The organism is Marinobacter mobilis, assembly GCF_900106945.1.
Classification (GTDB): Bacteria; Pseudomonadota; Gammaproteobacteria; order Pseudomonadales; family Oleiphilaceae; genus Marinobacter; species Marinobacter mobilis.
This window is the reverse complement of record NZ_FNNE01000002.1, coordinates 1-12,498: the sequence shown is the minus strand read 5'-3', so window position 1 is coordinate 12,498 and position 12,498 is coordinate 1. Positions and strand designations below refer to the sequence as shown.

General features: G+C 54.4%; 14 protein-coding genes. 7 read left to right on the top strand and 7 right to left on the bottom strand.

Annotation, left to right across the window (positions count from 1 at the left end; genetic code table 11):
* Positions 1-65 precede the first annotated feature (65 nt).
* Positions 66-1,034, bottom strand: coding sequence for a crotonase/enoyl-CoA hydratase family protein (locus BLV11_RS02540; RefSeq protein WP_091811395.1), 969 nt, complete (start codon positions 1,032-1,034; stop codon positions 66-68).
* A gap of 250 nt (positions 1,035-1,284) precedes the next feature.
* Here BLV11_RS02540 and BLV11_RS02535 point away from each other — a divergent pair, with 250 nt between their 5' ends.
* Genes BLV11_RS02535 through BLV11_RS02520 form a run of 4 tightly spaced genes read left to right on the top strand, consistent with a single transcriptional unit; the run spans position 1,285 to position 5,181 of the window.
* Positions 1,285-2,067 carry a PaaX family transcriptional regulator C-terminal domain-containing protein gene (locus tag BLV11_RS02535; protein ID WP_217634521.1) on the top strand — a complete coding sequence of 261 codons (783 nt, stop codon included), beginning with the start codon at positions 1,285-1,287 and terminating at the stop codon, positions 2,065-2,067.
* A gap of 1 nt (position 2,068) precedes the next feature.
* Positions 2,069-3,121 carry a fatty acid desaturase family protein gene (locus BLV11_RS02530; RefSeq protein ID WP_217634520.1) on the top strand — a complete coding sequence of 351 codons (1,053 nt, stop codon included), beginning with the start codon at positions 2,069-2,071 and terminating at the stop codon, positions 3,119-3,121.
* A 22-nt stretch (positions 3,122-3,143) separates the two neighbouring features.
* Complete coding sequence (locus BLV11_RS02525) at positions 3,144-4,142, top strand: fatty acid desaturase family protein (protein ID WP_091811393.1); 999 nt, start codon at positions 3,144-3,146, stop codon at positions 4,140-4,142.
* A gap of 31 nt (positions 4,143-4,173) precedes the next feature.
* On the top strand, positions 4,174-5,181 hold the full coding sequence (locus tag BLV11_RS02520; protein ID WP_091811392.1) for a fatty acid desaturase family protein: 1,008 nt from the start codon (positions 4,174-4,176) through the stop codon (positions 5,179-5,181).
* A 76-nt stretch (positions 5,182-5,257) separates the two neighbouring features.
* Here the strand turns inward: BLV11_RS02520 and BLV11_RS02515 are convergent, their stop codons facing one another.
* The 3 genes from BLV11_RS02515 to BLV11_RS18600 all read right to left on the bottom strand — a co-directional run bounded on the left by BLV11_RS02515 (position 5,258) and on the right by BLV11_RS18600 (position 6,904).
* A complete protein-coding gene (locus tag BLV11_RS02515) occupies positions 5,258-5,701 on the bottom strand; it encodes a hypothetical protein (protein ID WP_091811391.1) in 444 nt (147 codons plus the stop codon).
* A gap of 90 nt (positions 5,702-5,791) precedes the next feature.
* Positions 5,792-6,145, bottom strand: a complete 354-nt coding sequence (locus BLV11_RS02510) for a transposase (RefSeq protein ID WP_245725890.1) — start codon at positions 6,143-6,145, stop codon at positions 5,792-5,794.
* Positions 6,146-6,253: 108 nt separating this feature from the next.
* Entirely contained in the window at positions 6,254-6,904 is a 651-nt protein-coding gene (locus tag BLV11_RS18600) for a TetR/AcrR family transcriptional regulator (RefSeq protein ID WP_091811390.1), read from the bottom strand.
* Positions 6,905-7,063: 159 nt separating this feature from the next.
* Between BLV11_RS18600 and BLV11_RS02500 the strand changes: the two genes are divergently transcribed.
* Genes BLV11_RS02500 through BLV11_RS02490 form a run of 3 tightly spaced genes read left to right on the top strand, consistent with a single transcriptional unit; the run spans position 7,064 to position 9,969 of the window.
* Positions 7,064-7,900 (top strand): SDR family NAD(P)-dependent oxidoreductase, encoded by an 837-nt coding sequence (locus tag BLV11_RS02500; RefSeq protein ID WP_175528259.1) that lies wholly within the window; start codon positions 7,064-7,066, stop codon positions 7,898-7,900.
* Between the two features lie 15 nt (positions 7,901-7,915).
* Positions 7,916-8,365, top strand: a complete 450-nt coding sequence (locus tag BLV11_RS02495; RefSeq protein ID WP_091811388.1) for a hypothetical protein — start codon at positions 7,916-7,918, stop codon at positions 8,363-8,365.
* Positions 8,362-9,969, top strand: a complete 1,608-nt coding sequence (locus BLV11_RS02490; RefSeq protein WP_091811387.1) for a GMC oxidoreductase — start codon at positions 8,362-8,364, stop codon at positions 9,967-9,969. Before BLV11_RS02495 ends, BLV11_RS02490 begins: the two co-directional genes overlap by 4 nt.
* Before the next feature lie 91 nt (positions 9,970-10,060).
* On the opposite strand, the gene BLV11_RS02485 is transcribed toward BLV11_RS02490, so the two are convergent.
* The 3 genes from BLV11_RS02485 to BLV11_RS02475 form a co-directional block, all read right to left on the bottom strand.
* On the bottom strand, positions 10,061-10,762 hold the full coding sequence (locus tag BLV11_RS02485; RefSeq protein ID WP_091811386.1) for a transposase: 702 nt from the start codon (positions 10,760-10,762) through the stop codon (positions 10,061-10,063).
* Positions 10,763-11,297: 535 nt separating this feature from the next.
* Positions 11,298-11,798 (bottom strand): hypothetical protein, encoded by a 501-nt coding sequence (locus tag BLV11_RS02480; protein WP_091811385.1) that lies wholly within the window; start codon positions 11,796-11,798, stop codon positions 11,298-11,300.
* Positions 11,799-12,173: 375 nt separating this feature from the next.
* Positions 12,174-12,498: integrase core domain-containing protein (locus tag BLV11_RS02475; RefSeq protein ID WP_139173192.1), on the bottom strand; the 325-nt coding region annotated here is incomplete at its 5' end.

Here is a 12,498-nt window from a genome sequence, read left to right as displayed (position 1 = left end):
AACCAGCTGTCGGCATACCACGCTATGGCTCCTCCCAGGCTTGTAAACAGGCAGCCGAACAGCAGTTACCCCTTGAATGTACTCATGCCATAGTCGCCAAACGGTTCATCTCGCTGTCGCACCGCCTCCTTGAACCCTTCTCTCATGGCCAGCTGCTGGAAGTCATAACCTTCCTGGGTATGGCGTGTAATACCATCCAGAATAGTACCCAGCATTTGGGTGGTGTTGAGCCCCTGATTCAAGAGGGTTTGATTGGTCAGCAACTTCATCATCACAAGCTGGTTTACCGGCATCCGCGCAATACGCTCCAGCAAGATCTCAAATCGCTCATCCAGCGATGATGCCGGAGCGGATTCAATAGCCAATCCCCATTCCACCGCTTCCTTCCCGCTGAGGCAATCGCCGGTAAACAGCAGGCGTTTGGCTTTCTCGATGCCAAGCCGGTATACCCACATAGACGTGGTCGGTGATCCCCATACACGCGCCGGCGGATAACCAATTTTGGCGTCATCCGCGATTACCAGCAGGTCAGAGCAGAGCGCCATATCGGTCCCTCCTGCCACACAAAACCCATGCACCTTGCAGACAACGGGTTTTTCACTGTGAAACAGACTCATAAAGCCCTTCACATTGCGACTCATCATCGCGTAATCGACCATGGGATCCCAATTGCTGTTGGGTTGGTGGTTCATCATTTGCACTAGCGGGTCCAGCACGGTGCCCGCGGGCCTGCGGGGGTCTTCGCCGCCCTCCATCACCCCCTCTGCGCTCTCGACAAGATCATAACCGCCGCAAAATCCGGAGCCGTTACCCGAAAGGGCGATGACGTGGACGGACTGATCCTGATTGGCTCTTTCTACACACGCCTTTAGCTCAATGGGCAGAGCCATCGTTATGCCGTTGCCACGACTGGGTCGGTTCAGGGTAATTCTGGCAATGCGGCCAGTTACTTCGTAGGTCATCGTCGAAAGGGAATTCACAGGACTAGCCCTCCACTCACTTGTTACACCAAATAAAATAAATTGACTGATCATGTTATATTACATATAAATTGACATGTCGACATAGGATGTAATGTTTGCCGATTGACACTAAGCCTCATCCTGACAAGCAAGACAGACGGAGCTGACCCACCAGACGTGGCGTCACAGAAACGTTTTTATGAACTCAATATGAACCCGTGCTGCTTATGAGTAAGCATCGTGTTCCTTATCAGATCGTGTGAAATTGATTATGACGTCACGTAATGCGTTAAAGCCCAAACGGCTAATACTGAATTTTTTTATGGCGTTTATGCAGTCGATCAGTGTCAGGGAACTGATCGCGGCCTGCGCACTCTTTGGCATTAAAGAGACCACCGTCCGGGTCACCCTGGCCCGCCTCTCCGCAGAAGGACTCATTCAAGCGTGCGGCCGGGGACAGTACGAACTCAGTCATCAGGCCAGCGAACTCGCATCCGGGATCAGTAAGTGGCGCACCCTGGAGCAACGTCTCAAAGCCTGGGATGGTCATTGGCTCGCCGTGCATTGCGCCGGGTTAGGCCGGTCTGATCGCGCCGCGTTACGGCTTCGCGAACGGGCCCTGGCCATGAATGGTTTTCGCGAGCTTGAAAAAGATCTGTTTATTCGCCCCAACAACCTGAATGAAACCGGCAAGACATTACGCCAGCGTCTCTACGCTCAGGGACTTGAAGCAGATGCTCCGGTCTTTGAAATCAGCAACCTTGATGAGGCACGAGACCAGCGGGCACGTCGCCTCTGGAATGGCGAAGCGCTGACTGACATGTATCGGGATACTCGCCTGCGGCTGGAGGAATGGCTTTCGCGACACAAGGAACTGGATATCGAGGAAGCCGCACGGGAGTCGTTCGTAATTGGCGATGCGGCCATTCGAAAACTGGTGTTTGATCCACTGTTACCTGACGAGCTGGTCGACAGCCTTGAGCGGCATAAATTCATTGAATCCGTTCTTCAATTTGACCAGGCCGGGCAGGCCATTTGGTTATCCCTATACAAACAGGTCAACAACCCGAGTGCCTCAAATGACGAACAGACGAGAGCGCATTGAGATGGGCAAGACGATGCACGAAATCAATAACGATGCCGTTTATCAAAACAGTCCTGAAACCCGCCAGAAAGTGACCGACCTCTTTTCCCGTCAGGAAATTGCCTTGCTGACAAAACGGTCTGACCTGATGGGCGCCTGGGCTATTGTCATGACCTGGGGCGGCGTCGCTCTCATCTTCACCTTGATGGCCTGGGTCAGCCAACAACCAATATGGCTTGCTGCACCCGGCATCGTTGTCGGCATGCTGTTTCTGGCGGGGCGTCAGCTGTCTTTGTCGATCATCGTGCATGATGCATCCCACGGCACCCTGTTTAAAACCAAGTGGCTGAACCAACACCTTACCGATTGGCTTTGCGCTCGCCCGCTGTGGAATGATCTCTCCAAGTATCGCGATTACCATTTTATTCATCACACCCGCACCGGTACGGATGATGACCCCGACCTGATTCTACGTAATGGCTACCCGACTACCCCTCAATCCCTGACCCGGAAATTCGCCCGTGACTTGAGTGGTCTGGTGGGGATCAAGTATCTCGTGGGCCGGGTTCTGATGGACGCAGGCATACTGAACTGGACCGTGACCGGTGAAGTGACGTGGCTGCCTCAAAACGAACGGCGCTGGTATCAGCCCATCATCAGCGTTATCACGGAATCCACACCGATGCTGATCACCAATATTCTGTTATTCGGCGCATTGTACCTGGCTGGGTATGCCTGGCTTTACTTGTGCTGGGTCGTGGCCCATCTCACCTTTTTCATGGCGTTTATGCGTATTCGCTCCATGGCAGAGCATGCGGCCTGCACCCGCAACCTGAACATGTTCGAGAACACCCGAACGGTAAAAGCCGGCTGGCTGGCACGCGCGCTGGTTGCACCGATTGGCGTCAACTATCACATGGAGCACCACATCGTCGCGTCCTGTCCGTGGTTCCGTCTTTCGACCGCCCACAAGATGCTGCAAGAACGGGGAGCCGTCCCTGTTCCACCCACATATTGGCAAGTACTGAAAATCATGGGCAGTGGCGCCCAGCGCCCTTCGGTTAATCCTGCCTGAAAGGACTTGCGGAGATAACGACATGAACAATGATGCGGTTTACAGGCACAGCCCGGAAACCCGGAAAAAGATCACCGACATACTGAACCGGGATGAAATACGCCAACTGACAGCGCGCTCAGATCTGGCGGGCATCTGGGCCATCCTTTCCACCTGGGCGTTGATTGCAAGTTACTTTGCGTTGATCGGTTGGGCCATGTCTCAACCGTTACCCCTGGCTATTCCGATGATCATCGCAGGGATTGCCCTGCTCGGCGGTCGGCAACTTGCGCTCGCGATCATTACCCACGAAGCGACCCACAAAACCCTGTTCAAAACCCAATGGGCCAACAACGGGCTAACCGACTGGCTATGCGCGCGGCCCATTGGACTGGACCTTGCCAAGTATCGCACGCACCACTTTATCCACCACACCCGCACCGGTACGGATGAAGACAGCGATATTTCGCTGATCGCAGGTCTGCCCACCACACGGGCCTCCCTGTTGCGAAAATTCCTGCGTGATGTGTGCGGAATTACCGGGCTGAAATTCCTGCTGGGGCGCCTGCTGATGGATGCCGGCCTCATAAAATGGACTGTCGCCACCAATGTGGAACGCCTGCCCTATCAAGGCCTGCCTTTTCATCTGGCCCTGCTGGTCCGCAATGCATCGCCAGCCGTCATCACCAATCTGCTGTTATTCGCCGTGCTTGCTCTATGTGGCCATCCAGAACTGTATCTGGCCTGGCTGATCGCCTATCTGATTCCCTACCCTCTGTTTATCCGCATTCGCGCCCTGGCCGAACATGCCTGCACTGAACGCAGCAGCGACATGTTCAAAAACACCCGAACCACCCGGGCGGGCTGGATTGCCAGAACCTTTGTGGCACCTTTGAAGGTGAACTACCACATTGAGCATCACGCCATGGCGTCGGTTCCGTGGTTCCGCCTGAAAACCCTGCATCGCATGCTGAAAGAACGCAACGTGACCTCCAAACCGCCAAGCTACTGGCAGGTCCTCCGCCTTGTTTCATCTGCCTGAATTCATCACGAAATAACCGAGACGATTGAACATGAGCGGCAACAACACCAACAAACCACGGATACGTGGGCATCATGTTTCCGACTTCCTGAATAATGAGGAGTTGAAACAATTCACCCTGCGCTCTGACCTGCGCGGCCTTTGGGCAATCGTTTCAGTTTGGGGCAGCATTGCATTGTGCTTCGCCGCCATGGCGTTGGCGACCACCTTGCCCTGGTATGCCGGCTTGCCCCTGTTCCTGGCTGGCTTTGTCGTCCTTGGCGGTCGCCATCTGGCGCTGGCCATCCTGATGCATGAAGCGGCCCACAAAACGCTGTTCAAATCACGCTGGGGCAACGACGTTCTTACCGACTGGCTGGCAGCAAAACCCATCTGGAATTCGGTCGCCAAATTCCGGGCGCATCATCTGGTTCACCATACCAATACCACCGCAGACTTTGACCCGGATAAACCGCTTTACAGCGCTTACCCGGTACCGCCCGGTTCACTGGCAAGAAAGTTCTTACGCGATATGATTGGCGTGACCGGCGCCAAATTTCTGATTGGCCGGCTACTGATGAGCGCAGGCATCCTGACATGGTCTGACGCCATTGGAGAGCCTGATCCACAGGTGAAAACACGCCGCTGGTGGGAATTCCCCGTACTCTTTATCAAGGATATCTGGGGCACGGTTCTGGTCAACGTGATGTTGTATCTCGCACTGGCAGCCACCGGCTATGGCTGGCTCTACGCCTGCTGGATACTCGCCTACATGAGCCCCTTCTCGTTGATTGTTCGCCTGCGCGCCATGGCCGAACATGCTTGCCTGGAAGACGTGCCCCAAACGATAAAGAACACCCGCACGACCTATGCAGGCCTGCTTGGCCGCCTGACCGTGGCACCACTGCGCGTTAACTATCATCTTGAGCATCACCTGGTCGCCAGCACGCCTTACTACCGTTTACCAGCATTGCACGCTCATTTACTCGAGCAAGGCAAGGTACCGGCCGGCTGGACTTACCGAGGTGTGATCAAAGCCTGCACCACTATAAACGAATAAGCTCCACACGCATGGGAGAAAGGCGGAGAAAGGGGTCAGATGGAGAAAGGGGTCAGATCGATTTTTAATTGACCAATTAGGGCGCCCCCTTCGGACGCCCGCGGCTCACCTGCCCCACCTTGCGCCCCAAGGCTGCTTCCACCTGCTCCTTGAATCGTCCGCTCCCCAACAACTGGCTGGCCGACAAACAATCAGCAATCTCCTTTCGGAGTTCCCGGGGAAGACTGAACCGAAACAACTCACGATAAGCCTGACGGCGAACGACCTCCTCTCGACCCAACGCAAGAAACAATGGGTGTTCAGTGAACAGCTCATTCTGTTCACCTAACGCATTACTGCGAAAGCTGCTCCAGGGATACTGTTCCGGCTGAACGACCATACAGGCCGTGACGGGATTTAGCTCGATGTAGCAATAGAAGCGGAAATCGTCTTCCGCGAAGCAGCAGGGATCCCTATTGTGAGCGCGTTGGACCAAATGCGCAGGAACGCCCGGGAGATACATCCGTGTCTTACTTGGCATGGTTCAAATCCATTTGAGGGGTTGGAGCCAATCCATTCGCTCATGGGGAGAATCGTATCGGATGTTCGGGGCGGGGCCGAATTGATCAATTTAAAACCGATCTGCCCCCTTTAGTTCGATGGGACTGACCTTGTAGCGGCCTTCCCAAAGTGACCCGCTTCGTCTTTCCATGGCGTTCACAAACCGTGTTTGACGTCCGGCCAGACGCTTCATCAACCGGGGAATAGCGGTCAGCTCGTCATTGGCACCCACGACCAGAGGTACGTGATTCGTCATCAGACAATAGCGGTACACCGCCAAACCAAGCGTCATTTTCCGTTCCTTGAGATTCGACAGGCAGTATTGGTAGTCGCGATCCTCGACAAACACCGGCTGCCGATGATGACCACGTTGAACAAGGTGGTGTGGGAGACCGGGCGCGATAACCCGAGCCTGACGGGGCATTGGCTCCTCCTTGCCTTTGTGGGTGACGACCCAGAGTCCGCTCTGAGCCAAAGAGGCGCCATTTTAGCGAATAGCTTGAGACCTTCCGCGATGTGGGCCCTCGTTGATTTAATTCTTCTCTAGCACCACATCGAGCATGACCTTAACCATCTGCGTCGTCAGCTCTCTTTGCTCTTCCACGGTGTCAGCTGCCACCGGGTAATGGCGGAACAGGGTTGCGCCAGCGCTTTCGATCCAGCCCACTAAAGTTTCAATGGACAGGCAACTGACATGCCTAAAACCCAAAACGTTTAACTGCTGACGAATAATGGTGATAACGGCACTGATGGTTTGCTGCCGATAGCGCCAAGCCGGAGACTTTTCGTCAAAACCCTCACGATAGATGCCATAGGCAACCGGTCCCATCTCACTCCCCCAGGCAAAGTAGGCTCTTATGCCCTCCTCAATGCGCTGGTGTAGCCCATTATCGGTGCTTGCCTCGGCGATAATTCGGGCCGTCAGGTCCTGATTGGCCTGCTCGATCAGCATTTCAACTACCTGATCAACACCACCTGGGAACCATCGATAGAACGTCGGACGCGATGTGCCCGCTGCCCGAATCAGCTGTTCCACAGTGATGTCACTGGAAGGTCTGTCAACGAGCAACTCCCCTGCCACCTTGAGAACACCAGCCTGGCGAGCCGCCAGCGCCGCACCCGTGACCGGAGGGCGGCCGCGCTGCCCCTCTTGTTTTATCGGGTTTTGCTTGCCTGATGACACCTCTATACCCCGCTTGGCTCATGCTTGGCGGACAAGACTAGCCTGTTTGCTGCAGCCATGCATCTATAACCGCGGTCTTGACCCTTATTTAATATAACTGTAATGTTACGTTTATTAGAGATATATTTCCCCCGCAAAAGGGGGCGGAGACTCCTGACTATGAAAGATCTGAATAACCGAGTAGCGGTAATAACCGGAGCCTCAGCGGGTATCGGCCGCGCCATTGCGCTGGAACTGGGCCGGATGGGATGCAAAGTCGCGCTGCTGGCACGTAACGAAGACGCACTGCGCCAGGTTGCTGAGGAATTGAGGGCGCTGGGAGCACAGGCGTTGCCGATCAGCTGCGACCTGGGTGAAACCGAAGGGGTTCGACAATCCCTTGCAGAAGTATCTCGACAGCTGGGCCCTGTGGACATCCTCATCAACAACGTCGGCGCCGGCACATTCAAACCACTGCATTGCATGAGCGATGAGGAATGCGATATCGCCCTGCGTCTGCCACTCGTGCCGGCGATCACCGCAATCCACGCCGTGGTGCCGGGCATGCGTGAGCGTGGCTGTGGGCACATCGTTAACCTGACCAGCCCCGCCGGCATTTTCCCACTGCCATTCATGGCCCCCTACACCAGTGCCCGTCACGCCATGGTTGGCCTGTCGGAAAGCCTGTTTGAAGAGCTGCGCGGCACCGGGGTCGGCGTTTCACTGATTTGCCCGGCGCAGGTCAACACCGGCTACTTTGAACGCAACGACGCCGACCTGGCCTGGTATCCGAAAATCTCCTCGATCTTCCCGGTATCTGAACCCGAACGTGTTGCCCGAAAAGTACGGCGAGCGATCGAAAAGAACCAGCGTGAAGTTGTTTTCCCGGCATTGCTATGGGCCGCCATTGCGGCATTTCGCAAGGCACCACGCCTGTTCATCACGCTATTCCGTGCCGTCGGATTATGGGGTCCTTCACGACGTCTTCAGGCAACCCATACCGCCGACCCTTATTAATCAATGGAATCGCCCATGAACTATCGTGTTGCCAGCGTCCGTGCGCTGAAAGACCTCTACAGTAGCCTGCATGTCCCCGGTGCGGAGATGCGCCACGGCTTTTTCCGTGCCAGCTTTATTGGCCCGTTCTGGATGCGCATATCCGGCCGACCAACCCTTGACCTGACCGGCTTGCCGGGATGGCAAGGAAAACGCTTTCTCACCAGTGACACCGCAACCAATGTCCTGTTGCGCAAAGGGGAGCATATTGACGCGCTAAATATGACGGTGGCGAATGTCACCTCGTATGTGGACGGCAGCCCTGGCGTCGCGCTACGTTACGGTGCAGAAGCCCCCATTCCATGGCGTTGGGTGCGTGATGAATTGCGTGCCATTGATGACAACACATTACTGGGCATCACCTTTGTCGACCTGCCTGTTTTAAGACACTTCCCTATGCCATTCCTACTGGAGCGTGCAGCGTGAGCGACCTTAATCAAAATACAAGAAATCACCATCAAGATTACGACGTCATCATCATCGGCTCGGGTTTCGGTGGCAGTGTCAGCGCGCTGCGCTTGGCGGAAAAAGGTTACCGCGTTGCCGTGCTGGAGCAGGGTCGACGCCTGACCAACGAGGACTTTCACAAAGCTGCGACGAACCCCACCGCTTTGGCCTGGATGCCGGCTTTGGGCATGAAAGGTTTCTTCGCCCAGGAGGTTTATCAGCACGTTGCGATACTGCGCGGCATCGCCGTGGGCGGCGGCAGTATCGTCTATGGAGCCGTGTCACTGGAACCCAAGGATGCCTTCTATCAGGACCCGGCATGGTGTCACTTGAGCGATGATTGGCGCGCGGAACTGGCGCCGCACTTTCGCACCGCTCGCACCATGCTTGGCATCAATGACAACCCCTACCGGGGCATTCAGGACGACTGGCTGGAGCAAGCAGCCAAAACCATGGGTGCTCACGATAGTTTCGGGTCGGTGCCACAAAGCATTTACTTTGGTGACCTAAACGACTCTCCAAGAGACCCCTATTTTGATGGTGAAGGGCCAGAGCGGAAGGGGTGTACCCAATGCGGCCGCTGTTTTACCGGCTGCGCTGAAGGCGCCAAGAACAGTCTCGATAAGAACTATCTGTACTTTGCCGAAAAACTGGGAGTGGAGGTGCTGCCTGAACGCAAAGTCACGCACATTTCAAAGTCAGAAAACGGCTATCTGGTGCATAGCGAGCACAGCCTGAACGGTACCCCGCATGCCCCACTCGTGGCAGCAAACGTCATTGTCGCCGCTGGCGCTCTGGGCACAATGGAACTTTTGTTTGCCTGTCGCGACCGCTACAAGACGCTGCCCGATATTCCTGCCTCACTGGGAGCGCATGTACGCACCAATAGTGAAGCGCTGGTGGGTATTCTGGCACGTGACAAAGACATTGATGTCACGCACGGTGCCAGTATTTCAACGCACTTTTATGCTGATGACAGCACCCATATAACCCAGAATCGGCTGCCGCCAAGTTACGGCGCCATGAAGCTCTACATGATGCCAATGATCGACGGAACACGGCCGTTAATACGCGCACTAAAAACGCTTCTGGCATTTGTGCTGAAACCGTCCCAGGGGCTGTTCACGTGGTTTGCCCGAGACTGGCACAAGCGCACGACCTACCTCACTGTAATGCAGCATGCCGACAACGAGCTTGCATTTGGCTATGGTCGAACCTTGTTACGCGGCTTCCGGTTTGGCCTCAAATCCAGGCTGGCAAAAGGCGGCCGTACACCATCTTTCCTGCCACAGGCCAACGCAGCCGCACGCGCCGTGGCCCAGGCCAGCAATGGTGTTGCCCAGAACACAGTAATTGAGAGTGTGGCCAACATGTCGGTCACCGCCCACGTATTGGGGGGAGCGGTGATCTCGGACTCAGCAAAAAACGGGGTCATAGATACAAACCATCAAGTCTTCGACCACCCGGGTTTATATGTTGTCGACGGCAGCGCCATTCCGGCCAACCTTGGCGTGAATCCCAGCTTGACGATTACCGCTATGGCGGAACGCTTTGCCGCCCAGTTTCCCACGAAAGGAGACTGAGTACTGGAAACCAGGACAGGGGCGAGAAAGGGGTCCGAGAAAGGGGTCAAAGGGGTCAGATCGATTTTGGTCAAAGGGGTCAGATCGATTTTTAATTGACCAACTCGGGCGCCCCCTTCGGACGCCCGCGGCCCACCTGCCCCACCTTGCCCCCCAAGGCTGCTTCCACCTGCTCCTTGAATCGTCCGCTCCCCAGCAACTGGCTGGCCGACAAACAATCAGCAATCTCCTTTCGGAGTTCCCGGGGAAGACTGAACCGAAACAACTCACGATAAGCCTGACGGCGAGCGCCCTCCTCTCGACCCAACGCAAGAAACAACGGGTGTTCAGTGACCAGCCCATTCGGTTCACCTAGGGCATTACTGCGAAAGCTGCTCCAGGGATACTGTTCCGGCTGGTCGACCATACAGGCCGTGACGGGATTTAGCTCGATGTAGCGATAGCAGCTCAATAGATAGCTCTCGGCGTCCACCAAGCTTCCCTTGTGCCGCCCTTCCCACAGCGTCCCCGACCGCCGGTAGGTTTTGTTGACGTATTGAACGTACTGGCGACCTACATGCTGCATGAGCCTGGAGATGCTGTCGGCATGTTGCGGCGTGATCAACAGGTGAACGTGGTTTGTCATCAGGCAATACGCATGAAGCTCAGCGCCGTAGCGCTTCAGGCCTTCCGCCAGCACTTGGCGATAGAAGCGGAAATCTTCTTCCGCGAAGAAGCAGGCATCCCTGTTGTGACCGCGTTGGACCACATGCGCGGGAACGCCTGGGAGATACATCCGTGTCTTCCGTGGCATGGTTCAATTCCGTTTGAGGGTTGGAGCCAATCCATTAGCTCATGGGGAGAATTGTATCGGATGTTCGGGGCGGGGCCGAATTGATCAATTTAAAATCGATCTGACCCCTTTAATCTGACCTTTTATTTACATTTCAATATGTTAATTAATTTAAGGAATGCTCATTCCGTTCACCTAACGCATTACTGCGAAAGCTGCTCCAGGGATACTGTTCCGGCTGAACGACCATACAGGCGTGACGGGATTTAGCTCGATGTAGCGATAGCAGCGGAAATCGTCTTCCGCGAAGAAGCAGGCATCCCTATTGTGACCGCGTTGGACCACATGCGCAGGAACGCCCGTGAGATACATCCGTGTCTTTCGTGGCATGGTGCAATTCCGTTTGAAGGTTGGAGCCAATCCATTAGCTCATGGGGAGAACTGTATCGGATGTTCGGGGCGGGGCTGAATTGATCAATTTAAAATCGATCTGACACCTTTAGTTTGCCCCCTTTAGTTGACCTTAGTTGTTTTAATGTGGATCTAACCAAACCTATTATTCCAACCTATTTAACAATGGAACTTCAACCATTTCGTGATAACTAGAACATATATCTAAAGCCAATGACTGAAAATCCAATGACTCTAAATAAGATGTCCAACTCCCAACAAATACTGGAGTTCTTTTTAATCGATCGCTATTTTCTACACTTTCCATCCCAAGGATTCTGAAAATTGGATCTTTTTCAAACCGTTGAATTATCGTGTAGGAAATAAAAACCGGACCATACTCGCCCACGACATTTCCATCCAGGAAAAGTTCGAAGTCAGAATCATTTGAAATTTCCGCCTTACAAAGGTTTTTCTCAAAAAATCTTTTCTCAACCTCACCAGTCAGGCCATCAATATCTCGCAAATCACCAAAATAATTTATTGACAAACTTGGGACGGGAAGCTCTTTCGCATGCCCCCCCCCCCACACAGGAACGAAAAATACAACAAAAAAACGGCTAATAGTCTCAAAGAAAACTCCAAGTAAAATGAAATCAATTTTCACGATACCTTCTTAAAATTTCCTGCAACCGGGTTATCCGGGGGTCAGGTCTTGTCTTTTGCCTCATATCAGTCAGCTAGACTTCAATGCCCTCCCAAAATTGGCAAGGGGGCAAAAGGCAAGACCTGACCCCGTTATATTCTCACTTTGCGCCCCAAGGCTGCTTCCACCTGCTCCTTGAATCCTCCGCTCCCCAATAACTGGCTGACCGACAAACAATCAGCAATCTCCTTTCAGAGTTCCCGGGGAAGACTGAATCGAAAAAACTCACGATAGGCCTGACGGCGAGCGCCCTCCTCTCGCCCCAACGCAAGAAACAACGGGTGTTCAGCGACCAGCTCATTCCGTTCACCTAACGCATTACTGCGAATGTAGTGGTCAACTAATCCCGGACAGTATTTTAAGTTTTTCCTCGGCAGCAACCGGAGAAATGCCACCGTTGAATGAGTGTGGTCGCTGCCGGTTGTAGTAGCCCATCAGATAGCCACCAACATCCTTCTCTGCCTGCAACAGGCCTCGATATCCCAAGGCCGGTATCCACTCTGATTTCAGGCTTCGGAACAATCTCTCCATCGGTGCGTTGTCCCAACAGTTGCCGCGCCGGCTCATGCTTTGCGTCATCCGGCAGCGCCAGAGCCGCTGACGGAACTTGCGGCTGGCGTACTGGCTTCCCTGATCCGAGTGGAACATGACTTTTTCTGGT

Bases quoted from the DNA above. Each gene is read 5' to 3' on its own strand.
- BLV11_RS02540 (WP_091811395.1), bottom strand. From the start codon at position 1,034: ATGATCAGTCAATTTATTTTATTTGGTGTAACAAGTGAGTGGAGGGCT.
- BLV11_RS02535 (WP_217634521.1), top strand. From the start codon at position 1,285: ATGGCGTTTATGCAGTCGATCAGTGTCAGGGAACTGATCGCGGCCTGC.
- BLV11_RS02520 (WP_091811392.1), top strand. From the start codon at position 4,174: ATGAGCGGCAACAACACCAACAAACCACGGATACGTGGGCATCATGTT.
- BLV11_RS02525 (WP_091811393.1), top strand. From the start codon at position 3,144: ATGAACAATGATGCGGTTTACAGGCACAGCCCGGAAACCCGGAAAAAG.
- BLV11_RS02495 (WP_091811388.1), top strand. From the start codon at position 7,916: ATGAACTATCGTGTTGCCAGCGTCCGTGCGCTGAAAGACCTCTACAGT.
- BLV11_RS02500 (WP_175528259.1), top strand. From the start codon at position 7,064: ATGAAAGATCTGAATAACCGAGTAGCGGTAATAACCGGAGCCTCAGCG.
- BLV11_RS02530 (WP_217634520.1), top strand. From the start codon at position 2,069: ATGGGCAAGACGATGCACGAAATCAATAACGATGCCGTTTATCAAAAC.
- BLV11_RS02510 (WP_245725890.1), bottom strand. From the start codon at position 6,145: ATGCCCCGTCAGGCTCGGGTTATCGCGCCCGGTCTCCCACACCACCTT.
- BLV11_RS02485 (WP_091811386.1), bottom strand. From the start codon at position 10,762: ATGCCACGGAAGACACGGATGTATCTCCCAGGCGTTCCCGCGCATGTG.
- BLV11_RS02515 (WP_091811391.1), bottom strand. From the start codon at position 5,701: ATGCCAAGTAAGACACGGATGTATCTCCCGGGCGTTCCTGCGCATTTG.